We start from the raw sequence: 26752 nt of genomic DNA on the forward strand, positions 1-26752 counted from the left end.
TGGGTCATGGCCGCGCAGATCAACCCCAGCATCCTGTCCGCCGACTTCGCCCGCCTCGCGGACGAAGCGAAGGCGGTCGAGGGCGCCGACTGGCTCCACGTCGACGTCATGGACAACCATTTCGTCCCCAACCTCACGCTCGGCGTGCCGGTCGTGGAGTCCCTGGCCCGTGCGACGGGCACCCCGCTGGACTGCCATCTGATGATCGCGAACCCCGATCGCTGGGCGCCCCAGTACGTCGAGGCGGGTGCCTCGTCCGTCACCTTCCACGTGGAGGCGGCGGCCGCGCCCGTGCGGCTCGCCCGGGAGATCCGCGCCAAGGGCGCCCGCGCCTCCATGGCGCTGAAGCCCGCCACGCCGATCGAGCCGTACGAGGACCTCCTCCCGGAGCTCGACATGCTGCTGATCATGACGGTCGAGCCGGGCTTCGGCGGCCAGGCCTTCCTCGACATCATGCTGCCCAAGATCCGCCGCACCCGTGAGCTGATCAGCAAGCACGGCCTCCAGCTGTGGCTGCAGGTCGACGGCGGCGTGTCGGCGTCCACGATCGAGCAGTGCGCGGACGCGGGGGCGGACGTGTTCGTCGCCGGTTCGGCGGTGTACGGGGCCGCGGACCCGGCCGAGGCGGTGCGGGCGCTGCGCGCCCAGGCGGATTCCGCGACCGCCAAGGCCTCCTGGGCATGCGACCACTGAGCCACGGCAACGTGAACGGTTAAGTGCTCGGCGCCCTTCAGGGCAGATCAGTTGCGCCGAATCTGCAAGGATGAACGGCGAATCCAGAGTGTGAACAGCAGTGAGGAGATCGCCGTGTCGGGTATGTCGGCGGGCCGGTCAGCCATGCGGATGGGACCCGCTGAGCTGGTGCAGGCGGCGGCCATGGCCCGCCGCTTCTACCTCGAGGGCAAGTCCAAGATCCAGATCGCGGAGGAGTTCGGCGTCAGCCGCTTCAAAGTGGCCCGGGTCCTGGAGACCGCCCTCGAACGGGATCTCGTGCGCATCGAGATCCGTGTGCCGGCCGAACTGGACGCCGAGCGCTCCGACGCGCTCCGCGCCCGGTACGGCCTGAGGCACGCCGTCGTGGTCGAGTCCCCGGCCGAGGCCGAGGAGACCCCCGACCCCGAGAACCTCGGCGAGGTCGCCGCCGACCTGCTCGGCGAGCTCGTCAACGAAGGGGACGTGCTCGGGCTGGCCTGGGGCCGGTCCACCATCCACATGGCGGCGGCGCTCGACCGGCTGCCGCCGTGCACGGTGGTGCAGCTGACGGGCGTGTACGACGCCGGGACGTCCGAGCGCGGCTCGGTCGAGGCGGTGCGGCGTGCCGCGCAGGTCTCGGGCGGTGACGCGCACCCCATCTACGCGCCGATGCTGCTGCCGGACGCGGCCACCGCGGCCGCGCTGCGCAACCAGACCGGGATCGCCCGGGCCTACGAGTACTTCGACAAGGTCACGGTCGCCTGCGTCTCCATCGGCTCCTGGGAGCCGGGCATCTCGACGGTGCACGACATGCTCAGCGACGAGGAGCGCGCGCACTACGCCTCGCTCGGTGTCGCCGCCGAGATGGCCGCGCACCTCTTCGACGCCGAGGGGCGTCGGGTCGGACGGGACCTGGGGGAGCGGTGCATCACGGTCAAGGCCGACCAGCTCCGCCGTATCCCCGAGGTCGTGGCGATCGCCGGCGGGCAGCGCAAGGCCTCCGCGATCGACGCGGTGCTGCGCTCCGGGCTGGTCACCAGCCTGGTGACCGACACCTCGGCCGCCGACTACCTGATGACGGCGGGGCCGACGCCGAAGCCCGCGCTCAGCCGCGCGGACCCGGACGGGGTCTGACAGCGGGGCGCGGCGACGCCGTGACGGGACGGCCGTGGCAGCATCCTGGGCATGCTGCTGCGGTTCGTCCCCTCGCCGTTCTCCCGGCGCGCTCCCCGCGCGCTCGCCGGGCTGCTGGTCTGTCTCTCCCTTCTGCTCCCGGTCCTGCTGACGGGCTGCTCGTCGGGCACGGGCACCGCGACCGCCTCGGGCGCCTCGACGCCCGCGTGGGCCCAGGGCATGGCCACCGTCCAGGAGCCCCGGCTGCCGGCCGAGGCCCGGCAGACCCTCGCCCTCATCGACAAGGGCGGCCCCTTCCCGTACGCCAGGGACGGCATCGTCTTCGGGAACTTCGAGGGACTGCTGCCCAAGCACCAGCGCGGCTACTACCACGAGTACACGGTGAGGACGCCCGGCTCGCGCGACCGCGGAGCGCGGCGCATCGTCACCGGGCAGGGCGGGGAGATCTACTACACCGATGATCACTACAACTCGTTCCGGGCGGTGCTGAGATGAGCGAAGACCTGGTGGGCCGGCTCACGGTCACCCTCGACCTCGGGGGTGTCACGGACAAGGCGGGCCTGATGGACCGCACGGCCCGGGCACTGGCGCTGCCCGACTGGTTCGGCCGCAACTGGGACGCACTGCTGGACTCCCTCTCCGACCACACCGTCTGGCCCGAGGGCGCCGTCGAGCAGGGACTGCTGGTCGTCGTACGGGACTGGCGGCCCTACGCCGAGGCGAACCCGGACGAGTGGCGGACCGCGCAGGACGTGTTCGCCGAGGCGGTGGACCGCACCCCCGCGCTCGCCGTCGTCCTGGCCCTTGGAGGATCCTCCTAGACCCGCCCCGACCAGCCTGGATGTTCTGTGGGGGCATGACGGGCCACCCGTCATGGGAGAATGAAGTACGTGCTCATTTCCCCCTGGCGCACCCGTCGGGGGGTCACCTCTGATCGACTGGGATGTGCGGCACGTGCGTTTCCTCAATGACATCCAGCCCGCGTACGACCTGACGTACGACGACGTGTTCATGGTGCCAAGCCGCTCCGCGGTGGGCTCGCGTCAGGGCGTGGACCTCGCCTCGCCCGACGGCACGGGCACCACCATCCCGCTCGTCGTCGCCAACATGACCGCCATCGCCGGCCGCCGCATGGCCGAGACGGTCGCCCGGCGCGGCGGCCTGGTGGTCATTCCGCAGGACATCCCGATCGACGTGGTCACCGACGTCATCACCTGGGTGAAGAGCCGCCACCTGGTGCTGGACACCCCGATCGTGCTGGCCCCGCACCAGACCGTCGCCGACGCCCTGGCCCTGCTGCCCAAGCGGGCGCACAACGCCGGTGTGGTCGTCGACGAGGACCAGCGGCCCGTCGGTGTCGTCACCGAGGCGGACCTGAGCGGCGTGGACCGCTTCACCCAGCTCGAAGTGGTCATGTCCAAGGACCTGCTGCTGCTCGACGCGGACATCGACCCGCACGAGGCCTTCAACACCCTGGACACGCACAACCGCCGCTACGCCCCGGCCGTCGACAAGGACGGCAAGCTCGCCGGCATCCTGACCCGCAAGGGCGCCCTGCGCGCCACGCTGTACACGCCGGCCACCGACACCGAGGGCAAGCTGCGCATCGCCGCCGCCGTCGGCATCAACGGCGACTTCGCGAGCAAGGCCAAGCAGCTGCTCGACGCGGGCGTGGACACGCTCGTCATCGACACCGCGCACGGCCACCAGGAGTCGATGATCAGCGCGATCAAGCAGGTGCGCGCCCTCGACCCGCAGGTGCCGATCGTCGCGGGCAACATCGTCTCCGCCGAGGGCGTCAAGGACCTGATCGACGCGGGCGCGGACATCATCAAGGTCGGTGTCGGCCCGGGCGCCATGTGCACCACCCGCATGATGACCGGCGTGGGCCGCCCGCAGTTCTCGGCCGTCCTGGAGTGTGCCGCCGAGGCGAAGAAGTACGGCAAGCACGTGTGGGCCGACGGCGGCGTCCGGCACCCGCGCGACGTGGCCATGGCCCTCGCGGCCGGCGCGTCCAACGTGATGGTCGGCTCCTGGTTCGCGGGCACCTACGAGTCCCCGGGCGACCTCCAGCAGGACGCGGGCGGCCGTCTGTACAAGGAGTCGTTCGGCATGGCCTCAGCGCGCGCGGTGAGCAACCGCACGTCCGAGGAGTCGGGCTACGACCGGGCCCGCAAGGCGCTGTTCGAGGAGGGCATCTCCACCTCCCGGATGTTCCTCGACCCGGCCCGCCCGGGCGTCGAGGACCTGATCGACTCGATCATCGCCGGTGTCCGCTCCTCCTGCACCTACGCCGGTGCCGGCTCCCTGGAGGAGTTCGCCGAGAAGGCCATCGTGGGCATCCAGAGCGCCGCCGGCTACGCCGAGGGCAAGCCGCTGCACGCCAGCTGGAGCTGAGCCCGACTCCCTTTCCCGCGGCCCCCGTTGTTCCCCTGCCGGGAACAGCGGGGGCCGTCTGCGTGCAGGGGGTCACGGGGAGCCGGACGAGGGTGAACCGTGGGCCGGTGAGGTGCCTGTGCAACGGTCCGCAGCCCACGCGCAACGATTTGTCATACCGGCCCGATGAACGCAATGATCATGCGGGGACGCGCAAGGTTGCTGCATTACGCCCGTTAAGGCCCGCCTCATAGGGTGCTGCGCTGTACGTGGTGTGGCGGGGACTCCGCTCGGTGGGTTCCTGCCCTGCAGGCCCCTACCCGGTCCCCGCCCGTCCTGACCGGCATCGAACAAGGAGCCAGCGCGTGCTCGACCAAGGCGCACCCCCGCAGAACCACAGAACGGCCGCCCCCGCGTCCCCGGGCGTCGCCGCGCGCCTCATGCGTCGCAAGCCCGTGGAACGCCTGGTCGCGGAGGGCGGCCAGGGTGAGGGAGGGCAGCTGAAGCGCTCCCTCGGGCTGTGGCAGCTGACCATGATCAGCATCGGTGCCACCCTCGGTACCGGCATCTTCGTCGTCCTCGGCGACGCCGTCCCGGAGGCCGGCCCCGCGGTCACCCTGGCCTTCGTGATCGCCGGTCTCACGGCGCTCTTCTCGGCCCTGTCGTACGCCGAGCTGGCGGGCAGCATCCCGGTCGCCGGCTCCTCCTACTCGTATGCGTACGCAACGTTGGGCGAACTGGTCGCCTGGGTCTGCGGCTGGTGCCTGGTGCTGGAGTACGGCGTGTCGGTGGCCGCCGTCGCCGTCGGCTGGGGCGAGTACCTGAACGAGCTGCTCGACGGCACCATCGGTGTCACCATCCCGAGCGCCCTGTCCTCGGCTCCGGGCGAGGGCGGCATCATCAACCTGCCCGCCCTGATCGTCGTCCTCCTGGCGATGGTGTTCCTGCTCGGTGGCGCGCGTGAGTCCGCCCGCGCCAACACGATCATGGTCTGCGTGAAGATCGCCGCGCTCGTGCTGTTCTGCGCGATCGGTTTCATGGGCTTCAAGTCCGGCAACTACGCCGACTTCATGCCGCTCGGCATGTCCGGGGTCAGCGCCGCCGGTGCCACGCTGTTCTTCTCGTACATCGGCTTCGACGCCGCCTCCACCGCCGGTGAGGAGGCGAAGAACCCCAAGCGGGACCTGCCGCGGGCGATCATGCTGTCGCTGATCATCGTGACCGCGCTGTACGTGCTCGTCGCGGGCGTCGCCGTGGGTGCCTGGAACTGGAAGAAGTTCGACGGCTCGGAGGCCACCCTCGCCGCGATCATGAACGATGTCACCGGACAGACCTTCTGGGGCACCCTGCTGGCGCTGGGCGCGGTCATCTCCATCGCGAGCGTGGTGCTCACCGTGCTCTACGGCCAGACCCGCATCCTCTTCGCGATGTCCCGCGACGGCCTGGTGCCGAAGGCGCTCGGCAAGGTCCACCCGAAGACCGGCGCTCCCCGCCTCAACACGGTGCTCGTGTCCCTCTTCTGCGGCGTGCTCGCCGCCCTCATCCCGCTCGGCAAGCTCGTCGACGCCACCAGCATCGGCACGCTGTTCGCCTTCGCCCTGGTCAACATCGCGGTCGTCGTCCTGCGGTACAAGCGGCCGGAGCTGGAGCGCACGTTCAGGGTGCCGTTCGGTCCGGTCCTGCCGGTGCTGGGCTTCCTGTTCTGCGCGTACAACATGTTCAGCCTCGACACCGTCACCTGGGTCGTCTTCGGGTGCTGGATGGCCGCCGGGCTCGTGTTCTACTTCCTGTACGGCTACCGCCGTTCCCGTCTCGCGACGCAAGAAGCTCTTGCAACACAAGAAGTGAAGTGAACCACCCCCTGTGCTGAACGATCTCGACGAACGCATCGTGCACGCCCTCGCCGAGGACGCCCGCCGCTCCTACGCGGACATCGGGCAGATGGTCGGTCTGTCCGCGCCCGCCGTCAAACGGCGCGTGGACCGGCTGCGGGCCACCGGAGCGATCACCGGATTCACCGTCCGGGTGGATCCGGCGGCGCTCGGCTGGGAGACCGAGGGGTACATCGAGATCTACTGCCGGCGCAACACCTCGCCGGAGACCATTCAGCGGGGCCTGGAGCGGTACCAGGAGGTCGTGGCCGCGTCGACCGTCACCGGTGACGCGGACGCGATCGCGCAGGTCTTCGCGTCTGACATGCGGCACTTCGAGCGGGTGTTGGAGCGGATCGCCGGCGAGCCGTTCGTCGAGCGGACCAAGTCGGTGCTGGTGCTTTCGCCGTTGCTGCGCAGGTTCTCTTCGGGGGCGCCGGGGTAAGGGCGGATTCCAGCTCGGGGCGCTCTGCCGGATGCCAAGTGCAGGCCGTATGCGGCTGCACCCGGCGCACGGCAGAGCGCTCCGAGCTCTATTCCGGGGTCTTCCGCGCCAGCGCGTTGTTGCCGATCGAGTTGCGCACGCTGAAGCTCACCGCGTCCGGCCGATACCGGTCGTCCGACCACTCCACCGGCCGCCCTTCACGGGTCGTGGTGACCCGCCGCACCCGCAGCAGCGGACTCGTGCGGCGAACCCCCAGCAACTCGGCGTCTTGCGCGCCGCAGGCGACCGCGTCGATGACGTGCTCGCCGTAGGCGAAGACCAGGCCCGTGTCGTCGAAGAGGCGCTGGGTGACGGAGGGGCAGTCGGGCTCGATCGGCTCGACCGCCGGTGCGATCCAGTCGGCGTACACCGTGCGCTCCAGCAGCACCGGCTCGCCGTCCAGGCCGCGGACGCGCAGCACATGCAACACCTGCGTGCCGGCGGACAGTTGAAGCCGCACCGCGTCCTCGTGTGTGGCCGGGCGGTACTCCTGTGCCACCACGTGCCCGGTGGCCTCGCGGCCCATCGCCCGCGCCCACTGGGCGAAGCTGCGCAGTTCCTCGAAGCTCTGGCTGCGGCGGCTGGCGAGGACCACGCGCCGGGCGCCCTGGCGCGAGCCGATCAGGCCCTCGGAGGTGAGGGCGGCGACGGCCTGCCGGACCGTGCCACGCGAGACGCCGTAGTGCGTCGCGAGTTCCGACTCCGAGGGCAGCCGGCTGCCGACCGTGTACTCCTCGCGGTCGATCGCGCGCCGCAGCTCGTCGGCGATCTCCTCGTGTCGCGCCGTCATGCTTCCCCTCTGCTCAGGTCGCTGTGCACAGCGTGACCAGCCTAATCGAGACCTGAGCGTGATCTGTAACGGTCTGGATTGTGCACACAACAAGGGCTCAAAGTTTCGTCACGGTTTACAGACAGGACACCTGTGGCGGGCGTACTGTGACGCAACTTGTTCATACAAGTTCTCCGCAGTTCTGAAACGCACCGCCTCAACCCTCGTGCGCACCCCTGGAGAGACCGTGACCGTGTCCCTGCCGAGAAACGCCGTCCTCGGCGGCTCCCTCGCCGTCGTCGCCGCGCTCGCGCTGAGCGCCTGCGGCGCCGCCCCCGACAACGCGTCCACCAAGACCAAGGACGGCAAGAACGCCGCCACCGCCACCTCCGCGGCCGCCTTCGGCGGTCTTGACGCCCTGGTCAAGGCGGCCAAGAAGGAGGGCACGCTGCACATCATCGCGGTGCCCCGCGACTGGGCGAACTACGGCGCCATCATCGACGGCTTCCAGAAGAAGTACGGCATCAAGGTCGAGGACGAGAGCCCCGACGGCTCCAGCCAGGACGAGATCAACGCCGTGACCTCGCGGAAGGGCCAGGACCGCGCCCCGGACGTCCTCGACCTCGGCTCCTCCTTCGCCCTCAGCGCCGCCCAGCAGGGCCTGCTCGCGCCCTACAAGGTGGCCTCGTACGACGACATCCCCGAGGGCCAGAAGGACCCGCAGGCCCGCTGGTTCAACGACTACGGCGGCTACATCTCCATCGGCTGCGACGCCAAGCGTGTGAAGGCCTGCCCGACCACCTTCAAGGACCTCCTCAAGCCGCAGTACAAGGGTCAGGTCGCGCTCAACGGCAACCCGACCAAGTCCGGCTCGGCCTTCGGTGGCGTCTACGCGGCGGCCCTCGCGAGCGGCGGCTCGTTCGACAACATCCAGCCCGGCCTCGACTTCTTCGCCAAGCTGAAGAAGAACGGCAACTACACGCCCGTCGAGTCCACCCCGGCCACGGTCGAGAAGGGCGAGACGCCCATCAGCATCGACTGGGACTACCTGAACGCCGGCTACGCCGACGAGTTCAAGTCCAAGGGCGTCGACTGGAAGGTCGCGATCCCGAGCGACGGCCAGTACGCCCAGTACTACTCCCAGGCCATCAACAAGGACGCCCCGCACCCGGCGGCCGCCCGCCTGTGGCAGGAGTACCTGTACAGCACCGAGGGCCAGAACCTGTGGCTCAAGGGCTACGCCCGCCCGGCCCTGATGACCGCCATGGAGAAGGCCGGCACCCTGGACAAGACCGCCGCCGCCAAGCTCCCGAAGGTCACCGGCACGCCCTCCTTCCCGACCGAGGACCAGCAGAGCAAGGCCAAGACGGTCATCGCGCAGGGCTGGGGTAAGGCCGTCTCCGGATGACCGCCGCCCTCCCGCGTGCGGACGTGGCGCCCGTCGCTTCGGCGAAGCGGCGGCGCCGCGCCCCCGGCTGGCTCGCCGTGGTGCCCCTGCTGGCGTTCACGGCGGTCGCCTTCGGCCTGCCCGCCCTGGCCGTCCTGGACGGCGCCTTCACGGTCAAGGACCAGGCGACCGGCGCCACCTCCTACACGGCCGAGAACCTCTCGACCTCGCTGCAGGGCCCGTACCTCACCGCGCTGCTGGGCAGCGTGAAGCTGTCGGCGATCTCCGCCGCGCTCGGTGCCCTGCTCGGGCTGCCGCTCGCGCAGGCCGTGGTCAGCTCCCGCTCCCGCGCGTTGCGCGAGGCGGTGCTGACCGCCTCCGGTGTGCTCGCCAACTTCGGCGGTGTCCCGCTGGCATTCGCCTTCGTCGCCACCCTCGGCAACGCCGGCGTCCTGACCGTGCACCTGGGCCTCACGGACAAGGGCTGGGACCTCTACAGCTTCTGGGGCCTGGTCCTCGTCTACCTGTACTTCCTGATCCCGCTGATGGTCCTCACCATCACCCCGGCCCTGGACGGTCTGCGCGTCCAGTGGCGGGAGGCAGCGCTGAACAACGGCGCCACCGGTGTGCAGTACTGGCGGCACGTGGCCCTGCCCGTGCTCGCGCCCTCCCTGCTCGGCGGTCTCGTGCTGCTGTTCGGCAGCGCCTTCGCCGCCTACGCCACCGCCGCCGCGATGGTGGGCAGCGCGGTCCCGCTGGTCACCCTGCAGATCGCCGACGCCCTCTCCGGAAACGTGCTGGTCGGCCAGGAGAACGTCGCCCTCGCCCTCAGCCTCGACATGGTGCTGGTGGCGGGCCTGGTCATGGCCGTGTACCTGCCCCTGCAACGACGGAGCGCCCGATGGCTCGACGCCTGACCCCCTGGCGCTGGGCCGTCCTCGGCCTGGCCGCGCTGTACTTCCTGGTGCCGCTCGCCGCGTCCGTGATCTTCACGGTCGACGTGCCCGGCCAGGGCGTCACCTTCGACGCCTACACCCGGATCCTGTCCACGGACGGCTTCACCTCCAGCCTGCTGCTCTCGCTGGAGCTGGCCGTGGCCACCATCGCGGTGGTCCTGCTGCTGATGGTGCCCGCCGTGGTCGCGCTGCGGCTCGGCGCGCCCAAGCTGCGGCCGGTGGTCGAGGTGGTCTGCTCGCTGCCGCTGGTGGTGCCGCCGATCGCGTTCGTCGCCGGGATCGTGACCGTGCTGAAGTGGGGCCCGGAGCACTTGTCCCGGACCCCGCTGTTCCAGACGTTCGTGGTGATCCAGAACGAGAACTTTCCGATCGTGCTGGTCCTCGCCTACGTCGTGATGGCCCTGCCCTTCGTCTACCGCGCCCTGGACACGGGCCTGCGCGCCATCGACGTGCGCACCCTCGTGGAGGCCGCCCGCAGCTGCGGCGCCTCCTGGCCGCAGGCCCTCGTGCGGGCCGTGCTGCCGAACCTGCGCGGGGCGCTGCTGAACGCGACCTTCCTCACGCTGGCGCTGGTGCTCGGTGAGTTCACCGTCTCCCACCTGCTCGGGTACGAGCCCTTCGCCGTGTGGATCTACAACGTCGGCGGCTCGCAGGCCCAGATGTCCGTCGCCGTGTCCGTGCTCAGCCTGCTCGTCACCTGGGTCCTGCTGCTCGCGCTCGCCGGCGCCGGCGGACGTACCCGAACCGCTTCCTCCCGGGGATGAACCATGACCGTCACCACGCTTGAGAAGGCCTCCGCCGAGAAGGCCGCAACCGTCGAATTCCAGGGACTGCGGAGGGAGTTCGGGGCCACCGTCGCCCTCGACGGACTCGACCTGACCGTCCGTCCGGGGGAGTTCCTGGCCCTGCTCGGCCCGTCCGGCTGCGGCAAGACCACCGCGCTGCGCATGCTCGCCGGATTCGAACACCCGGACTCCGGTGCGGTGTTGGTGGACGGCGAGGACGTCACCCATGTCCCGGCCCACCGCCGGGACGCCGGGATGGTCTTCCAGTCGTACAGCCTCTTCCCGCATCTGAACGCCGTCGACAACGTCGCCTTCGGGCTGCGCATGCGCAAGGTCCGTACGACCGAACGGCGGGCCCGCGCGGCCGAGTTGCTGGAGCTGGTCGGACTCGGCGACAAGGGGGAGCGGTTCCCGCACCAGCTCTCCGGCGGCCAGCAGCAGCGCATCGCGCTCGCCCGCGCCCTCGCCCTGCGCCCGCGCGTCCTGCTGCTCGACGAGCCGCTGTCCGCGCTGGACGCCAAGGTGCGCCTGACCCTGCGCGAGGAGATCCGCAGGCTCCAGCAGGAACTCGGCATCACCACCCTCTTCGTCACCCACGACCAGGAGGAGGCCCTCTCGGTGGCCGACCGGGTCGCCGTCATGCGCACCGGACGGCTCGAACAGTGCGCCGAACCAGCCGAGTTGTACGGCCGCCCCGCCACCGCCTTCGTCGCCGAGTTCGTCGGCACGATGAGCCGGATCCCGGGCGAGCTGAAGGACGGCACGGTCGAGGTGCTCGGGCAGCGGCTGCCGGCCGACGGCGAGGTGCCGGACGGCGCGGTCGACGTGCTGGTGCGGCCGGAGTCCGTCCAGGTGCGGGCCGACGAGCAGGGCAGCGCCCGAGTCGTCGCCACCGCCTTCCTGGGCGCCGTCGTCCGGGTCACCGTACGGCTCGCCGACGGCACCGAGGCCAAGGCCGACCTGCCCGCCCACGAGGCCGCCGGGCTCGGCGCCGGAGCCGCCGTCGCCGTGTCGCTGCCCGAGCGCCCGGTGCTGGTGGCCGAACGAATCCAGAAGTGAGGAACGACAACAACGTGACCGCCCACACCCCCGAACTCCCGCTACAGGCTGTTCTGTTCGACATGGACGGCACGCTCGTCGACACCGAGCGGCTGTGGTGGGAGGCGGTCGAGCAGGTCGCCGGACGCCCGTTGAGCGAGGCCGACCAGCCGGAGGTGCTCGGCCGGGCGGTCGAGCACACAGCCGCCTGGCTCGCCGCCGCCACCGGCCGGGCCGACGCCGATCTCGCGGCCGAGTTGCACCGGGAGTTCGCCGCCCGCGTCCGCACCGGCATCGTGCCCCGCCCCGGCGCGCTCGACCTGCTGGACGCGCTGGCCGCCGCCGGCGTCCCGACCGCCCTGGTCACCGCGTCCCCGCGCGCGGTCGCCGACGTCGTGCTCGACGCCCTCGGCGCCGGACGGTTCGCGGTCTCCGTCACCGCCGACGACACCGCCCGCACCAAGCCGGCCCCCGACCCCTACCTCGCCGCCTGCCGGGCGCTCGACGTCGACCCGGCGGCCTGCGTGGCCGTCGAGGACACCGAGACCGGCGTGGCCTCCGCCGAGGCCGCCGGGTGCGCCGTACTCGCCGTGCCGTCCCTCGCGCCGATCGGCGCGGCACCCGGGCGGACCGTGCGCGACAGCCTCGCCGGCGTCACGCCCGAGGAACTGCGCCGGATGATCGCGCCCGAACTCAGCGTCATGAGCTGGAACCTGTGGCTCGGCGGCAGCGAGGTCGACGACCACCGGGCCAAGCAGGTCAAGGCCGTCCTGGAGAGCGGCGCCGACGTCGTCGGACTCCAGGAGACCGCCGGTACGGCCGCCCAGGAGCTGGCCGAGGCGCTCGGCTGGCACCACCACCGGGCCGGGGAGAACCTCGGCGTCATCAGCCGGCACCCGATCACCGCCCGCTTCGGCGACCCCGACGTCGGCTTCTACGGCGCCGCCGGCGTCCGGATCCACGTCGCGCCCGGCCACGAGGTCGACGTGTGGACGGCCCACCTGCACTACACGCCGTACGGGCCCTACGAGGCCGCCTTCGACGGGCTCGGCGCACCCGAGCTGATCGCCCACGAGGACGTACGGCTCGCTCAGATGCGGGACGCGCTGCACCGGATCGCCGAGTCGTCCTCCGACGGCGTGCCGGCCGTGCTCGTCGGCGACTTCAACTGCCCCTCGCACCTGGACCGGCCGGACGTGGCCTGGCCGGTGACGCGGGCGGCGGCGGACGCCGGCTTCGCCGACTCCTACCGTGAGGCCCACCCCGACCCGGTGGCCGAGCCCGGGCACACCTGGTCGCCGATCCACCCGGTGCACGAGGACGGCAGCGGACGCCCGGAACCGCAGGACCGGATCGACTACGTCCTGCACCGCGGCCTGACCGTGCGCGACGCGCGGACCCTGGTCGTCGGCGCCCCGCGCCCGTGGCCCGACGTCGCGGGCAACGACTGGCCCTCGGACCACGCGGCCGTCGTGACCACCTTCGAACTGCCTCGGAAGTGACCCAGGGTTACCGCAGGTCACCATTGCGGACCAGGTGGCGATCCCGTAGGTTGTGCCGGACTTTCCACTGCTACTGACTGGTAACACGGGCAGGTACCCCATGCGCTGGCCCGTCGGCCGTCCCACCACCGTCCGTGCGCGGATCGTGGCGCTCGCTCTCACCCCGGCCGTCGCGCTGATGGCCCTGTGGAGCTTCGCCATGGTGTCGGTCACCGCCGAACTGCGCGCGCTGATCCGGCTCCAGGGGGTGTACGAGGACTTCGGCACCCCCGTGGACACCGCGATCGGGCAGATCCAGATCGAGCGCCGGATGTCCGCCGCCTACCTGGGCGCCCGCCTCGACACGGCCACGGCGGGGGACCTGCTCGGCCAGCAGCGCCGTACCGACCGGGCCGTCGACGCCATGCGGCACGCGGTCCGGGACGGGGACCGCGGCCGGCTCACGGACCGGCAGCGGCAGGCTCTGGACACCATGACCGCCGCCACCGGGAAGCTGGAGGGGCTGCGCGAGCGCGTGCTGTCCAGGAACATCACCTGGGACCAGGCGGTCGACGAGTACAGCGCGCTCGTCGAGCCCGGCTTCGACGTGCAGTCCACGCTCACCGCGCTCCAGGCCGGGCAGCTGGCCCGGGAGGCGCAGGTCGTCATCGAGCTGGTGCGGGTACGGGAGTTCGTGTCCCGGGAGGACGCCCTGGTCGCCGGGGCACGGGCGGCCGGGACCCTGACCGACCGGCAGTACGACACCCTCACCGCCACCATCGAGGACCGGCGCGTCTTCGAGCGGACGTACGTGCCGGACCTGCCCGCCGACTCGCGCGGCCTGTTCGAGGAGTTCCAGCGCGGTGACCTCTACCGCTCGCTGACGCGGGGCGAGGACGCGCTGCTGCGGGCCGGAGCCGCGGGAGCCGGGCAGGCCGTCGCGGCGGACACCTGGCGGACGACCTCCGACCGGGCCGTCAAGCGCTACATGCAGCTGTGCACCCGCTCCGCCGAGAACTCCGCGGCGCGCGGCCGGGACCTCGCCTATCACGAGCTGACCAAGGCCGCCGTCGTCGGCGCGGTCGGGCTGGCCGCCGTCGCACTGTCCCTGTGGTTCGCGGTGCGGGGTGCGCGGCGCATCTCGCGGCGCCTGGAGAGCCTGCGGGACGCGGCCGACGTGCTGAGCACACGGAAACTTCCGGACGTGATGCGCAGGCTGAGCGCCGGCGAACAGGTGGACGCGCTGGCCGAGGCGCCGCCGCTCGCCGCCGACGAGATCAGGGACGACGAGATCGGCCAGGTCGGCCGGTCCTTCAACACCGCGCGGCTCGCCGCCGTGGAGGCCGCCGTCAGGCAGGCCACCCTGCGCCGGGGCCTGTTCGCGGTGCTGCTCAACATCGCGCGCCGCAACCAGGCGCTGGTGCACCGGCAGCTGAAGCTCGTCGACACGCTGGAGCGGCGCACCGACGACCCGGACGTCCTGCGCCAGCTGTTCCGCATCGACCATCTGACGACCCGGATGCGCCGGCACGCGGAGAGCCTGATCATCCTCTCCGGCTCGGCGCCCGGCCGCCGCTGGCGCAGGCCCGTGCCGGTCGCGGACGTCGTCGCCTCGGCGGTGAGCGAGATCGAGGACTACGCGCGCGTGGTGGTGCCGCCGATGCCCGAGGTCGGCGTCGCGGCGGACGCGGTCGCCGACGTCGTGCATCTCGTCGCCGAACTCCTGGAGAACGCCACGGCGTTCTCACCGCCGCACACCCAGGTCACCCTGCGCCCCGGGCGGGTCGGCAGCGGCTTCGTGCTGGAGATCGACGACCGCGGGCTCGGCCTCGACGCCGAGCAGCGCGCGGAGGCCCACCGCACCCTCACCGATCCCGACGCCTTCGACCCCACCCGGCACGACCGGCTCGGCCTGTACGTCGTCGGCCGCCTCGCCGCCCGGCACGGCATCGAGGTGAACCTGCGGGACTCGCCGTACGGCGGTACGACCGCGGTGGTGCTGCTCCCGGAGGGGGTGCTGGCGGCGGTCGAGCCGACGGGCGCGCCGTTCGCCGGAGCCGAGGGACGGGACCCGGCCGGGCACCCGCCGATGCCGGTCGAGCAGCCGATGCCGGTCGAGCGGAGAGCGCCGGTGCTGGAGCTGCCCACCAGGAAGCGGTCCACGCCGCAGCCCGCCACGGCACCCGGGCCTTCACCGCACGAGCCCCGTACTCCGGACGCCCCTGCACCGGATGCCGCCCCCGACCCCGAGGCCACTCCCGACCATGTGGCCACTCCCGACCATGTGGCCACTCCCGACCCGGCGCCCACCCCCGCCCTGCCCACCCGCACCCGTCAGGCCTCCCTCGTCCGCGAGCTGCGCGACGATCCGCCGCCCCGTGACACGGAGCCCGGGCGCGAGGTCGACGCCGAGGAGATGCGGGCGATCTTCGGCGCCTTCCAGCGGGGCCTGGACCGCGGCCGTAAGGGCCTGCCGGCGACCACGGACACAGACGACGCGACCACCGACGCCGACGAAGGGACGGACACCGACGATGCACGGTGACGACGAGACCCCCGAGAACCCGGTCCCGCCCGCCGGAACGCCCGGCACGGATCTCGGCTGGTTGCTCGACGACCTCGTGGCCCGGACCGACCATGTCCGCCAGGCGGTCCTGCTGACCGCCGACGGCCTGCCGCTCAGCTGCTCGGAGGGCATGCGCCGACGGGACATCGAGCACCTGGCCGCCGTCTGCTCCGGCTTCCACGGCCTCGCCCGCTCGGCGGGTGAGCGGTTCGAGGCGGGGGAGGTGCGGCAGACCATGGTCATGCTGGAGGACGCCTACCTCTTCATCACCCCGGCCGGCCACGGCAGCCGCCTCGCCGTGCTGAGCGAGGCGCGGACCGACGTGGGACAGCTCGCCCACGAGATGGCCCTGCTCGTCCGCCGCCTCGGCCGCCATCTGGACGCCGCCACCCGCTCGGCCCCCTGATCCCGCGGTGAGCGACGAGCACTGGTACGAGGACGAGACCGGGTCGATGGTCCGTCCCTACACCGTGACCCGGGGCCGCACCCGGCCCTCGGACCGGCACACCATCGACCTCATGTCCCGGGTCACCGCCCTGGAGCCGGACGGCGCGGCGCGCCCGGAACTCGACCACGCCCGCGCCGCGCTGCTCCACCTGATCCGCCGCGGCGCACGCCCCGTGGCCGAGCTCGCCGCGGACGCCGACCTGCCCCTGACCGTCGTACGGGTCCTGCTCGGCGACCTGGCGGAGGCCGGTCTGATCCGCATCGACGAGCCCCGTCGCCTGCCGGTCAGCGGTCCGGCCGCCGATCCGGGGCTGCTGCGGGAGATCGTGGAGCGGCTGAAGGAGCTGTAGCCGCGGCGCCGACGAGTTCGGTCAGCATCCCGGCGGTCTGCTGGTCCGCCGGCAGGAAGGCCTCGAGGCGCAGCTCGGCGACCGTGACGTCGGTGGCCGTGCCGAAGTGCGTGAGCGTGGTGATCAGCGTCAGCTCGCGGTCGTCGTCCGGATCGGGCGCCCGCAGCCGCAGCGGTACGGCGAAGCCGAGGTGGTCGGGTGACTCGCGCGGGCGCGCCGGTGCCAGCTCGGCGAGGTCGGCCACCAGCCGCCGCAGCCGGTCGTCCGGGTTGCGCGCGCTTTCGGCCCGGACCGCGTCGACGATGTGACACGCCCACTGCTCCAGGTTGACGATGCGGGGCGCCAAGCCCTGCGGATGCAGCAGCACCCGGGGGACGCTCACCGGCGGGACGAGGAGGTGCGGGGCCACGCCGGCGATGATCGCGTGGAAGGCGGCGTTGGCCGAGACGAGGTCGCCGTGCCGGTCGACGACCACCGCCGGGTACGGCAGATGGCCGTCCAGGATCCGTTCGAGCGCGGTACGGATCGGTTCGAGCCGCGGGTCGTCCAGGCTGCTCTGCGGGTACACCGGTGCGAATCCGGCCGCGAGCAGCAGCTCGTTGCGCTCGCGGATCGGCACCTCCAGGGACTCGGCCAGGCGGATGATCATCGAGCGGCCGGGGGCCGACCGGCCGCTCTCGATGAAGCTGACGTGCCGCTGCGTGGTTCCGGCGCGCGTGGCCAGCTCCAGCTGGCTGACCCGCCGCCGGGTGCGCCACTCGCGCAACGCGCCGCAGAAGGGGCCTCTGGTCGATTCACCGATCATGTCTCCTGTGTAGCCCGCCCGGCCGCGACCGGGCGATACCCCGCGGGGAATTGCCGCAGGTACGCACGGCGCAGCAGGGTCGTTGCCGTACACCGGCCCTGCGCAACCGAGGGGAACGACCATGTCCGACACCGACATCCGCCGCCTCACCGAGAAGTACGTCGCCGTTTGGAACGAACCCGACGCGGAGCGGCGCCGCACCGCGATCCGTGACCTGTGGTCCGACGACGCGGTCCATGTGCTGCAGCCGCCCAAGGCGCTGGTGCAGGCCGCCGAGGGGCTGGGCTTCGACCGGCTCGTCCTGGAGGCACGCGGGCACGAGGCGCTGGAGCTCCGGGTGGCGCGCGCCCACGAGGAGTTCGTCGCGCCCGGCGCCTTCGTCTTCCGCTCGCGCGACGACGCCGACCGGCTCCACGACGTCGTCAAGTTCCATTGGGAGATGACGCCCAGGGACGGCGGGGAGGTCGCCGGGGTGGGCCTGGAGATCCTCGTGCTCGGCCCCGACGGCCGCATCGTCGGCGACTACCAGTTCATCGAGGGGTGACCGGCGGTGATCCCTTCCACGGTACGCAGCTATCACCTCGGCTCCGGCGGTGGCCTGGACGGACGCGCGAGTGATCGCCACGACCGGCAGCCCGGCCAAGGCGGCGCGCCTGCGCGAACTGGGGGCCGACGCGGTCGTCGATTACCGCGACGTCCCGGACTGGCACAGCGCCGTCCGGGAGCAGACCGGCGGGCGGGGTGTCGACCGTGTCGTCGACACCGCCGGGACGCTGAACCAGTCGCTGAGGTCGGTCGCCGTCGACGGGCATGTCGCCCTCGTCGGATCCGTCTGCGGCGACTGGTCTCCGCTCGACCCCCGGCTGCTGTTCGGTGCCGCCGCCACCGTCCGCGCGGTGGCCGTGGGCAGCCGCGCCCAGTTCACCGCCATGAACGACGCCATCGCCGCGCACCGGCTGCGACCGGTGGTCGACCGGGTGTTCCCCTTCGAGGTACTACGAGACGGCGAGCCCGCTCGGAAAGGTGGTCATCGGCGTCGGGTGACCCTCACAGCGCCGGGTTCCACGGGACGACCCTGAAGTCGCCCGTGCCCTGCTTCACCTTCTCGAAGGGGGCCGACGACACGCACGGCGGCAGGTCCTTGGTGTCCGTGGGGCTGCCGACCCCCGCCCAGCTGTACCCCAGCCGGTCGTGCCGTCCGAGGTCGTGGACCGTGACGCCGACCCGCCTGCCCTTGGCCCCCGGCAGGTCCGAGGCCGTGATCACGCCGGAGACGACGGCGACCTTCCCGCCGGTGACCAGGCAGTCCACCTTCGCCTCGGCCCAGGCGCCCTGCCCGTGCAGGTAGTGGCTGAACGCGAACGTTCCGGTGGCCTTCCGCGGGTTCCTTGTGTCCTGCGCCGCCAGATGTGCGTCGAAGGAGAAGGTGATGTCGTCCCCTGCCGACCGGTACAGCTTGGCCTTGCCGGTGAGCGCGGCGGCCTCACGCTGGGGATGGTGCATCCCGGCTCCCGAGGCCACAGCCGCGCCCGCCGTCCCGGCGGTGATCAGCAGGGCGACGGCACAGGTGATGGCGGCGATCCTCGTACGACGCTGCATGACGGTCCTTTCCGCAGGTCAAGCGTGTGAACTGAACGCTCACCACTCTCCCGGCGGCGGGCCGTCGGCGCATCGCTCCGCGGGCGGCATCCCGCCTCCCCCGTCCGGCGGGGAAGTCCCGCCGTGACCTGCGTCTCCGGGTGGAGGGGAACCCCGCCTCGGGGCGCGCAACGAATCGCCGCCCGACCCCCCTGCCACGCAACAAACCACGCACCGGCGCGCAACGGCTCCCGCTTGTCCGGCCGAGCGCGCCGACCGTACCTTTTTTGTGGCCCCAAAACCCCCCTTTCCGGTGAGGAACCCGCATGCGCACCGCACTGCTCCAGAGCTCCGGCCGCCCCGGCTCGATCGCCGAGAACCTCAAGGTCCTCGACGAGGCCGCGGGCCGCGCCGCCGCCGCGGGCGCCGCGCTGCTGGCCGCTCCGGAGATGTTCCTCACCGGTTACGCGATCGGCGACGCCATCGGCCGCCTCGCCGAGCCCGCCGACGGCGACTGCGCCGACGCGATCGCCGAGATCGCCGTCCGGCACGGCCTGGCCATCGTCTACGGCTACCCGGAGCGCGACGGCGAGACCGTCTACAACTCCGCCCAGCTGATCTCCGCCGACGGCACCCGGCTCGCGAACTACCGCAAGACCCACCTCTTCGGCTGCTTCGAGCGCGACCACTTCACGCCGGGCGAGCAGCCGGTCGTCCAGGCCGAGCTGAACGGCCTGACCGTCGGCCTGATGATCTGCTACGACGTCGAGTTCCCGGAGAACGTCCGCGCCCACGCGCTGGCCGGCACCGACCTGCTGATCGTGCCGACGGCGCAGATGCACCCCTTCCAGTTCGTCGCCGAGTCCCTCGTGCCGGTGCGGGCCTGGGAGAACCAGATGTACGTCGCGTACGTCAACCGCGTCGGCCCCGAGGGCGAGTTCGAGTTCGTCGGACTGTCCGTCCTCGCCGGCCCCGACGGCATCGCCCGCACCCGCGCCGGCCGCGGCGAGGAGCTGGTGTTCGCCGACGGCGACCCCGCCTTCCTGGCCGCCTCCCGCGAGGCCAACCCGTACTTGCAGGACCGCCGCCCCGGCCTGTACAGGTCCCTGGTCTGACCCCCCGAGTCCGCCCCGCCTCACCCCACCCGAGCCTTCCCCGCCCCACCCCCGCGCAAGGAGTCCGTACCCCATGACGTCCACGGTGCCCAACGCCGTCGAGCACGCCGACGAGCAGCAGCCGCCGATCACCATGTTCGGCCCGGACTTCCCCTACGCCTACGACGACTTCCTCGCCCACCCGGCGGGGCTCGGCCAGATCCCGGCGACCGAGCACGGCACCGAGGTCGCCGTCATCGGTGGCGGCCTGTCCGGCATCGTGGCCGCCTACGAGCTGATGAAGATGGGCCTCAAGCCCGTCGTCTACGAGGCCGACCAGCTCGGCGGCCGGCTGCGCACCGTCGGCTTCGACGGCTGCGACGAGTCGCTGGGCTGCGAGCTGGGCGCGATGCGCTTCCCGCCGTCCTCCACCGCCCTGCAGCACTACATCGACATGGTGGGCCTGGAGACCAAGGCCTTCCCGAACCCGCTGGCCGAGGCCACCCCGTCCACCGTCGTGGACCTCAAGGGCGAGTCGCACTACGCCGAGACGATCGACGACCTGCCCCAGGTGTACCGGGACGTCGCCGAGGCCTGGAACAAGTGCCTCGACGAGGGCGCCGACTTCTCCGACATGAACCGCGCCATGCGTGAGCGCGACGTCCCGCGCATCCGCGAGATCTGGGCGAAGCTGGTCGAGAAGCTCGACAACCAGACCTTCTACGGCTTCCTCTGCGACTCCGAGGCCTTCAAGTCCTTCCGGCACCGCGAGATCTTCGGCCAGGTCGGCTTCGGCACCGGCGGCTGGGACACCGACTTCCCGAACTCGATCCTGGAGATCCTGCGGGTCGTCTACACCGAGGCCGACGACCACCACCGCGGCATCGTCGGCGGCTCCCAGCAGCTGCCGCTGCGCCTGTGGGAGCGCGAGCCCGAGAAGATCGTCCACTGGCCCTACGGCACCTCGCTGAAGTCCCTGCATGTGGACGGCGAGCCGAAGCCGGCCGTGACCCGGCTGCACCGCACCGCGGGCAACCAGATCACGGTGACGGACGCGAACGGCGACATCCGCACCTACAAGGCGGCCGTCTTCACCGCCCAGTCCTGGATGCTGCTGTCCAAGATCGCCTGTGACGACTCGCTCTTCCCGATCGACCACTGGACCGCGATCGAGCGCACCCACTACATGGAGTCCTCGAAGCTGTTCGTGCCGGTCGACCGGCCGTTCTGGCTGGACAAGGACGAGGAGACGGGCCGGGACGTCATGTCGATGACGCTCACCGACCGCATGACCCGCGGCACCTACCTGCTCGACGACGGCCCGGACAAGCCCGCCGTGATCTGCCTGTCCTACACCTGGTGCGACGACAGCCTGAAGTGGCTGCCCCTGTCCGCGAACGAGCGGATGGAGGTCATGCTGAAGTCGCTCGGCGAGATCTACCCGAAGGTCGACATCAGGAAGCACATCATCGGCAACCCGGTGACCGTCTCCTGGGAGAACGAGCCCTACTTCATGGGCGCGTTCAAGGCCAACCTGCCCGGCCACTACCGCTACCAGCGGCGCCTGTTCACGCACTTCATGCAGGACCGGCTGCCCGAGGACAAGCGGGGCATCTTCCTCGCCGGCGACGACATCTCCTGGACGGCCGGCTGGGCGGAGGGCGCGATCCAGACCGCGCTGAACGCGGTCTGGGGCGTCATGCACCACTTCGGCGGCGAGACCGACGCGGCCAACCCGGGCCCGGGTGACGTCTACGACGAGATCGCCCCGGTGGAGCTTCCCGAGGACTGACCGGGAATCGGACCAAGGCGCGGGCGGCCGGGCTCAGACTCCGGCCGTCCGCGCCTTTTCAAACACCTCGGCGGCGACGTCCTTGAGCTCCTCGGCGTCTCGCGCGGTGCCCTGGAGGTCGACGAGGATCTCCTCCAGGCCGATCTGCGCGTGCGCCACCAGGTCCTCGACGATCTGGTCGACGTCGCCCTGGAAGGGCCGGCGGTCCGCGCCCTCGTACGCCTTGGGCAGGCGGACGCAGTTCACCCTCAGCACTGTCTGGATCGGCTCCGTGCGGCCGCGCTCGGCCGCCAGCTGCTGCAACTGCTGCCACTGCGCTGCGATCTGCTCCACGCCCATGCCCACCGGAAGCCAGCCGTCCGCGTGGTCCACGAGCCGGGTCAGCGCCTTCTTGTTGCTCGCGGCCAGCAGGATGGGGATGGGCCGGGCGGGTTTGGGCCCGACCACGGCGGACTCGATCTTGGTGATACGGCCGTCGTAGCGCACCGGGTCGGGACCCCACACCGCCCGGCACACCTCGATGATCTCGTCGAGCACCTTGCCGCGCTCCGCGATCGGCCGGACGCCCGCGGCTGCGTACTCGTCCAGCGACCAGCCGGTGCCGAAGCCCGCGATCACCCGGCCGCCGCTCGCCGCGTCCAGCGAGGCGAGGGTCTTGGCGAGCTGGAACGGGATGTGCAGCGGAGCGACCAGCACGCTGGAGCCGAGCCGGGCCCGCTCGGTGGCCGCGGCCGCCAGGGTGAGGGTGACCAGCGGGTCCGCCACGTTCCGGTACTGGTCGGGCCAGGGCAGGCCCTCGATGCCGTACAGGCCCTGGGAGGCGGGCTCCGGGAACAGGGCTCGCTCGAAGACCCACAGGCTGTCGTAACCGATCTCCTCGGCGGCGCGCGCCACGTCGGGCACGTCCTTGCCGAGGGAGTACTGCTGCATCTGGGGAAGACTCAGGCCGAGCCGGGTCGCCATACCGCTGCTCCTCTGCGCTGGGTGTTGAACCGTCAACGTAGGGCGAGGGCGGGGCAGTTCCGCAGGAGGCTCGCCCATGGGCCGGATCCGGCCAGGTCAGTCGGCCAGCGGGGTGAGCAGCATGCGGCCCGCGAAGCCGACCGCCGCGTCGAGGCGCTCGGTGAACTCCTCCACGACGTCCTCGCAGCGGCGCAGCGCCCACAGGGCCCGGGCCGCCGTCCAGGTCGCGTCCCGCGCCCGCTCCAGGCTCCAGGAGCCCAGCAGATGGGTGATCGGGTCGGCGATCTGCAGCAGGTCGGGGCCCGGCATCAGATCCTCGCGGATGCGCTCCTCCAGCGAGACGAGGAGGTCGCCCACGCGCTCGAACTCGTCCTCCAGGTCGGCCGGTTCGCAGCGGAGCGTACGGCAGGTGTCCACCACGGCGAGCGCCAGATCGTGCCCGATGTGCGCGTTGATGCCCGCGAGCGCGAACTGCAGCGGCCGTACCCCGGGATGGCGGCGGAACTGGAACAGGGGCCGCCAGCAGGCGGGTGGACGGCGGTCCCGCTCCACCGCGTCGACCGCCGCCAGATACCGCTCGGCGAACCGCACGTCCAGCGCGGACGCCGCCCGCCGGTCCGGGAACTCCCCGGCGTCCAAGCGCCGGTCGACCTCCTCGGTGACGGCGAGGTAGACGCGGTTGAACACGGCGACCCCGTCCCGCTCGGGCAACTCCGCGTCGAGGACACGCATCCGCGCGACCACGGCGTCGACGGGCGTACTGAGGTGTTCCGACTGCGCCATGGGGGAAGGGTCCCAGCCTTGCCCCACCCCACGCACCGACCGTCCCCAGGCTTCGCCGGAACGGGGTAATGCGGGGGGGCATCGTGCGGGAAGGGTGGGGCGACTTCGCGGGAGGGGCGGGGTGACTTCGCGCGGGTAAGGCGGGAGCGGCATAGCCCGGGAGGGGCGAGGGTGGCACCGCGTGGGAGGGGCGAGGGTGGCACCGCGCGGGAGGGGCGAGGGCGGCACCGCGCGGGAGGGGCGAGGGTGGCACCGCGTGGGAGGGGCGAGGGCGGCACGGTCCGGGAAGGACGGGAGCGGCACCGCGTGGGAGGGGCGAGGGCGGCACGGTCCGGGAAGGACGGGAGCGGCACCGCGTGGGAGGGGCGAGGGCGGCACGGTCCGGGAAGGACGGGAGCGGCACCGCGTGGGAGGGGCGAGGGCGGCACCGCGCGGGAAGGACGGGAGCGGCACCGCGTCGGAAGAGCGGAGCGGCATCGCACGTGTGGAGGGGGAGCGAGACCGTGTCAGGCTTACGTACTCGGCGGCTGGCCGCGCGGCGGGCCGCGCGCAGGCGGGCCCGTAGGCGTGCGGCGATGGTCGTGGTGGCCTCGGTGGTCACCCTGGTCGGTACCGTGACCGGGATGATCTCGGCGCTGGACCACCGCCGGGGCTCCGGCCAGGCCCGGCCCGAGGTGACCCACACCCCGCGCCCCGCGCCCCGACCCGCCCTACCCGCGCCGTCGCCCTCCTCGTCGAGGACCACGCGGACTCCCGCGGCGGAGGCGAAGGAGCCGGAGCCGCCGGACCCCGGCCCCACCGCGACCCGCACCGAGAGGAAGCAGCGGACCGGCGCCATGACCCCCCGCCTCTACCGCCACCCCGACTCCCAGGTGATGGACTGGGTCCGCGCCCACCCCGGCGACCCGCGCACCGCAATCATCTCGTCCCGGATCGCCGATCAGCCGGCCGCGGTGTGGTTCGCCGAGTACAGCCCGGACACCATCGCCGCCCAGGTGCGTGCGGTCACCGCGGGTGCGGCGGCGCAGGGCCGGGTCCCGGTGCTCGTGCCGTACGCGATCCCCGACCGCGACTGCGGTGGCGCCTCCCGGGGCGGGGCGCCGGACCTCGCGGCCTACGACGCCTGGATCGACGCCTTCGCCCGGGGGCTGGGCTCGGGGGAGGCGATCGTGGTCCTGGAGCCGGACTCGATCGCCCAGTCCGGCTGTCTCTCGGACGCGGACCGGGCCGCCCGCTTCGCCTCGCTGGCCCGCGCGGGCCGGGCCCTGAAGGCAGCGAACCCACGCGCGCGGGTCTACTACGACGCCGGCCACTCCGGCTGGAACCCGCCCGCCAAGCAGGCCGCCCTCCTGAAACAGGCGGGAGCCGACGCCGCCGACGGCATCTTCAGCAACGTCTCCAACTTCCGAACCACCGCCGACGAGATCGCCTACGACCGGCAGGTCCTCGACGCCCTCGGCAGCCCCGCGAGCCTCGGCGCGGTCATCGACACCAGCCGCAACGGCAACGGCGCACCGCCCGACGGCCAGTGGTGCGACCCGGCGGGGCGGAGGATCGGCCGGCCACCGACCCTGACCACGGGCGAGGCCCGCATCGACGCCTACCTGTGGGTGAAGCTGCCGGGGGAGTCCGACGGCTGCCGGGGCGCGGCCGGGACGTTCACGCCGTCGTACGCCTACGACTTGGCGCGCTGACCGTCCTCCTCGTCGTACGTGGACGTGCCCTCGTCCAGCAGTGGCTCCTGCGGCTTGAGGTGGGCCGGCGCGAAGGCGCCCAGGGCGTGGTACCCGGTGATGACGACCAGGGTGCCCAGCGCGATGCCGCTCAGGGTGAAGTTCTCGCTGAACTTCATGGAGACGTTGCCGACGCCGACGACGATGCCCGCGGCCGCCGGGACCAGGTTCAGCGGGTTGCGCAGCGGGTGTGCGCCCGTCACCGTGCAGATTCCAGCGCACGCCGAGGTCCATGGTGGGTTTTCGCTTTCTCTGTGCGTGAAGACGGTCTGGACCATTGTCACGGGTACCTGGCCGCTCTACGCTCGCACGGTCCTATTCATGAACTACGTTCACGTATCTGATCAACCTGATCCGTGATGATCGGAGTGCTCGATGAGTGGAAGATCCCGTGCGACCGTGCTGCTGGCCGCCATGGTGACCTTCGCGGCCGTGCTCGCCCCCTCCGCCCACGCGGCACCCAAGGCCCCCCGGACGGCCGTCCTCGACGGCGCCCGCCTCCAGCGGACCCGGTCCCGTCCGGACCATGACCCCCGGCTCCGGCGCGCGCTCGAGGACCTGACCACCCGCGCGGACGCCTGGCTGGACCAGGGCCCCTGGACGGTCGTCGACAAGCCGAAGCCCGCCCCCGGCGGTGACGTCCACGACTACCTGAGCCAGGCCCCCTACTGGTGGCCCACCACGACCCCCACCGCCGACAACCCCTGGGGCTGCCCGTACGTCCAGCGCGACGGGCAGCGCAATCCCGAGGTCGACAGCGGCACCGACCGGCAGGACGTGGAGAAGGTCTTCGACTCCACGTACGACCTCTCGCTCGCCTGGTACTACACCGGCAGACGGAGCTACGCCGAGAAGGCCGGGCGGATCCTGCGCACCTGGTTCCTCGACCCGGCCACCCGCATGAACCCCAACCTGGACCACGCCCAGTTCATCCCCTGCAAGTACGACGGCCGGGCCATCGGCGTCATCGACTTCTCGCAGTCGTACACGAGCGTGCTGGACGCCCAGGCGATCCTCGCCACCGGAGCCCCGGGCTGGAGCGCCGAGGACCGCGCCGCGATGGGCGAGTGGAACACCGGCTTCCTCGGCTGGCTGAAGAACAGCGACTTCGGCAGGCAGGAGGGTGCGGCCGCCAACAACCACGGCACCTTCTACGACATGCTGCTCGCCGCCCTCGCCTACGCCACCGGCGACACGGACCTGGCCCGGCGGACCGTGCTCGACGCGCGCGCCGCGCGGATCGACCCGCAGATCGCCGCCGACGGCAGCCAGCCGCAGGAACTGGCCCGCACCCGCAGCTGGCACTACTCGGCCTTCGACCTCGTCGCCTACACCCGGCTCGCCGCCATCGGCCGGCACGTGGGCGTGAACCTCTGGGCCTACCGGGGGCCGGACGGGCGGAGCCTGTTCAAGGCGGTGGACTATCTGCTGCCGGCCGCGACCGGCACCGCCGCCTGGCCGCACCCCGAGCTGGAGTTCCACCGGTACGCGGCGAGCGACGTCGTCCACGCGGCGGCGGACGCCGGTGACGCGGCGGCGAAGGCGGCCGTGCCTCGGCTCCAGGCGCCTCCCGGCGGTGACCTGTGGGCGCTGAGGCCCGCCGCCGAGCAGCTGGACTCGATAGCGGGCTGACCGGGCCTGACCAGGTCCCTTCCCGACCGGGGCTG

Annotated in this window: 26 protein-coding genes and 1 pseudogene; 21 read left to right on the forward strand and 6 right to left on the reverse strand. The window is 72.0% G+C overall.

Annotation, left to right across the window (positions count from 1 at the left end):
* Window positions 1-6: 6 nt before the first annotated feature.
* The 7 genes from rpe (at window position 7) to ACWC5O_RS20445 (ending at window position 6519) form a co-directional block, all read left to right on the forward strand.
* A complete protein-coding gene (rpe, locus tag ACWC5O_RS20415) occupies window positions 7-693 on the forward strand; it encodes a ribulose-phosphate 3-epimerase (RefSeq protein WP_450588706.1) in 687 nt (228 codons plus the stop codon).
* Window positions 694-783: 90 nt separating this feature from the next.
* Window positions 784-1827, forward strand: a complete 1044-nt coding sequence (locus ACWC5O_RS20420; RefSeq protein ID WP_145881078.1) for a sugar-binding transcriptional regulator — start codon at window positions 784-786, stop codon at window positions 1825-1827.
* A gap of 51 nt (window positions 1828-1878) precedes the next feature.
* Window positions 1879-2322, forward strand: coding sequence for a ribonuclease domain-containing protein (locus ACWC5O_RS20425; protein WP_450588708.1), 444 nt, complete (start codon window positions 1879-1881; stop codon window positions 2320-2322).
* Entirely contained in the window at window positions 2319-2648 is a 330-nt protein-coding gene (locus tag ACWC5O_RS20430) for a barstar family protein (RefSeq protein ID WP_450588709.1), read from the forward strand. Before ACWC5O_RS20425 ends, ACWC5O_RS20430 begins: the two co-directional genes overlap by 4 nt.
* Window positions 2649-2781: 133 nt before the next feature.
* Window positions 2782-4224, forward strand: coding sequence for a GuaB1 family IMP dehydrogenase-related protein (locus ACWC5O_RS20435; RefSeq protein ID WP_450588710.1), 1443 nt, complete (start codon window positions 2782-2784; stop codon window positions 4222-4224).
* Between the two features lie 344 nt (window positions 4225-4568).
* Complete coding sequence (locus ACWC5O_RS20440; protein WP_450588712.1) at window positions 4569-6056, forward strand: amino acid permease; 1488 nt, start codon at window positions 4569-4571, stop codon at window positions 6054-6056.
* A 10-nt stretch (window positions 6057-6066) separates the two neighbouring features.
* On the forward strand, window positions 6067-6519 hold the full coding sequence (locus tag ACWC5O_RS20445; RefSeq protein ID WP_030343799.1) for an Lrp/AsnC family transcriptional regulator: 453 nt from the start codon (window positions 6067-6069) through the stop codon (window positions 6517-6519).
* An 88-nt stretch (window positions 6520-6607) separates the two neighbouring features.
* On the opposite strand, the gene ACWC5O_RS20450 is transcribed toward ACWC5O_RS20445, so the two are convergent.
* Complete coding sequence (locus tag ACWC5O_RS20450) at window positions 6608-7348, reverse strand: GntR family transcriptional regulator (RefSeq protein ID WP_450588715.1); 741 nt, start codon at window positions 7346-7348, stop codon at window positions 6608-6610.
* Between the two features lie 226 nt (window positions 7349-7574).
* Between ACWC5O_RS20450 and ACWC5O_RS20455 the strand changes: the two genes are divergently transcribed.
* The 8 genes from ACWC5O_RS20455 to ACWC5O_RS20490 all read left to right on the forward strand — a co-directional run bounded on the left by ACWC5O_RS20455 (window position 7575) and on the right by ACWC5O_RS20490 (window position 16337).
* Complete coding sequence (locus tag ACWC5O_RS20455) at window positions 7575-8735, forward strand: ABC transporter substrate-binding protein (protein WP_450588717.1); 1161 nt, start codon at window positions 7575-7577, stop codon at window positions 8733-8735.
* Window positions 8732-9631, forward strand: a complete 900-nt coding sequence (locus ACWC5O_RS20460) for an ABC transporter permease (protein WP_450588719.1) — start codon at window positions 8732-8734, stop codon at window positions 9629-9631. The genes ACWC5O_RS20455 and ACWC5O_RS20460 overlap by 4 nt, the downstream gene beginning before the upstream one ends.
* Window positions 9616-10434, forward strand: a complete 819-nt coding sequence (locus ACWC5O_RS20465) for an ABC transporter permease (RefSeq protein WP_450588721.1) — start codon at window positions 9616-9618, stop codon at window positions 10432-10434. The genes ACWC5O_RS20460 and ACWC5O_RS20465 overlap by 16 nt, the downstream gene beginning before the upstream one ends.
* 3 nt (window positions 10435-10437) lie before the next feature.
* Complete coding sequence (locus ACWC5O_RS20470) at window positions 10438-11514, forward strand: ABC transporter ATP-binding protein (protein WP_450588723.1); 1077 nt, start codon at window positions 10438-10440, stop codon at window positions 11512-11514.
* 14 nt (window positions 11515-11528) lie between these two features.
* The gene (locus tag ACWC5O_RS20475; protein WP_450588725.1) at window positions 11529-12995 is read left to right on the forward strand and encodes an HAD-IA family hydrolase; all 1467 of its coding nucleotides are present in this window, start codon (window positions 11529-11531) and stop codon (window positions 12993-12995) included.
* A 100-nt stretch (window positions 12996-13095) separates the two neighbouring features.
* Window positions 13096-15519, forward strand: coding sequence for a nitrate- and nitrite sensing domain-containing protein (locus tag ACWC5O_RS20480; protein ID WP_450588727.1), 2424 nt, complete (start codon window positions 13096-13098; stop codon window positions 15517-15519).
* Window positions 15509-15946, forward strand: coding sequence for a roadblock/LC7 domain-containing protein (locus ACWC5O_RS20485; protein ID WP_450588729.1), 438 nt, complete (start codon window positions 15509-15511; stop codon window positions 15944-15946). The genes ACWC5O_RS20480 and ACWC5O_RS20485 overlap by 11 nt, the downstream gene beginning before the upstream one ends.
* Before the next feature lie 7 nt (window positions 15947-15953).
* Entirely contained in the window at window positions 15954-16337 is a 384-nt protein-coding gene (locus ACWC5O_RS20490; RefSeq protein WP_450588731.1) for a DUF742 domain-containing protein, read from the forward strand.
* Here ACWC5O_RS20490 and ACWC5O_RS20495 read toward each other — a convergent pair.
* On the reverse strand, window positions 16273-17142 hold the full coding sequence (locus ACWC5O_RS20495) for a helix-turn-helix domain-containing protein (protein WP_450588732.1): 870 nt from the start codon (window positions 17140-17142) through the stop codon (window positions 16273-16275). The two genes, ACWC5O_RS20490 and ACWC5O_RS20495, sit on opposite strands and share 65 nt — an antisense overlap.
* A 121-nt stretch (window positions 17143-17263) precedes the next feature.
* Here ACWC5O_RS20495 and ACWC5O_RS20500 point away from each other — a divergent pair, with 121 nt between their 5' ends.
* Together ACWC5O_RS20500 and ACWC5O_RS20505 are read left to right on the forward strand one after the other, a co-directional pair.
* Window positions 17264-17686 carry a hypothetical protein gene (locus ACWC5O_RS20500; protein ID WP_450588734.1) on the forward strand — a complete coding sequence of 141 codons (423 nt, stop codon included), beginning with the start codon at window positions 17264-17266 and terminating at the stop codon, window positions 17684-17686.
* A 49-nt stretch (window positions 17687-17735) separates the two neighbouring features.
* Complete coding sequence (locus tag ACWC5O_RS20505; RefSeq protein WP_450588736.1) at window positions 17736-18221, forward strand: zinc-binding dehydrogenase; 486 nt, start codon at window positions 17736-17738, stop codon at window positions 18219-18221.
* Here the strand turns inward: ACWC5O_RS20505 and ACWC5O_RS20510 are convergent.
* Window positions 18190-18741 carry a Repetin gene (locus ACWC5O_RS20510; RefSeq protein ID WP_450588738.1) on the reverse strand — a complete coding sequence of 184 codons (552 nt, stop codon included), beginning with the start codon at window positions 18739-18741 and terminating at the stop codon, window positions 18190-18192. The genes ACWC5O_RS20505 and ACWC5O_RS20510 overlap by 32 nt on opposite strands.
* Before the next feature lie 305 nt (window positions 18742-19046).
* Between ACWC5O_RS20510 and ACWC5O_RS20515 the strand changes: the two genes are divergently transcribed.
* Window positions 19047-19835, forward strand: coding sequence for a carbon-nitrogen hydrolase family protein (locus ACWC5O_RS20515; RefSeq protein WP_450588740.1), 789 nt, complete (start codon window positions 19047-19049; stop codon window positions 19833-19835).
* 73 nt (window positions 19836-19908) lie between these two features.
* Window positions 19909-21606 (forward strand): flavin monoamine oxidase family protein, encoded by a 1698-nt coding sequence (locus ACWC5O_RS20520; RefSeq protein WP_450588742.1) that lies wholly within the window; start codon window positions 19909-19911, stop codon window positions 21604-21606.
* A 33-nt stretch (window positions 21607-21639) separates the two neighbouring features.
* Here the strand turns inward: ACWC5O_RS20520 and ACWC5O_RS20525 are convergent, their stop codons facing one another.
* Both ACWC5O_RS20525 and ACWC5O_RS20530 read right to left on the reverse strand, forming a co-directional pair.
* A complete protein-coding gene (locus ACWC5O_RS20525) occupies window positions 21640-22569 on the reverse strand; it encodes an LLM class F420-dependent oxidoreductase (RefSeq protein ID WP_450588743.1) in 930 nt (309 codons plus the stop codon).
* 96 nt (window positions 22570-22665) lie between these two features.
* The gene (locus tag ACWC5O_RS20530; RefSeq protein WP_450588745.1) at window positions 22666-23352 is read right to left on the reverse strand and encodes a DUF5995 family protein; all 687 of its coding nucleotides are present in this window, start codon (window positions 23350-23352) and stop codon (window positions 22666-22668) included.
* A 575-nt stretch (window positions 23353-23927) separates the two neighbouring features.
* Between ACWC5O_RS20530 and ACWC5O_RS20535 the strand changes: the two genes are divergently transcribed.
* On the forward strand, window positions 23928-25046 hold the full coding sequence (locus ACWC5O_RS20535; RefSeq protein WP_450588849.1) for a glycoside hydrolase family 6 protein: 1119 nt from the start codon (window positions 23928-23930) through the stop codon (window positions 25044-25046).
* On the opposite strand, the pseudogene ACWC5O_RS20540 reads toward ACWC5O_RS20535, so the two are convergent.
* Window positions 25028-25270 (reverse strand): annotated as a pseudogene (locus tag ACWC5O_RS20540) (nitrate reductase); the annotation flags it as partial. The gene ACWC5O_RS20535 and the pseudogene ACWC5O_RS20540 sit on opposite strands and share 19 nt — an antisense overlap.
* A 190-nt stretch (window positions 25271-25460) precedes the next feature.
* Between ACWC5O_RS20540 and ACWC5O_RS20545 the strand changes: the two are divergent.
* A complete protein-coding gene (locus ACWC5O_RS20545) occupies window positions 25461-26717 on the forward strand; it encodes an alginate lyase family protein (protein ID WP_450588747.1) in 1257 nt (418 codons plus the stop codon).
* Window positions 26718-26752: the final 35 nt, after the last annotated feature.

It is taken from the genome of Streptomyces sp. NPDC001450 (genome assembly GCF_053597295.1).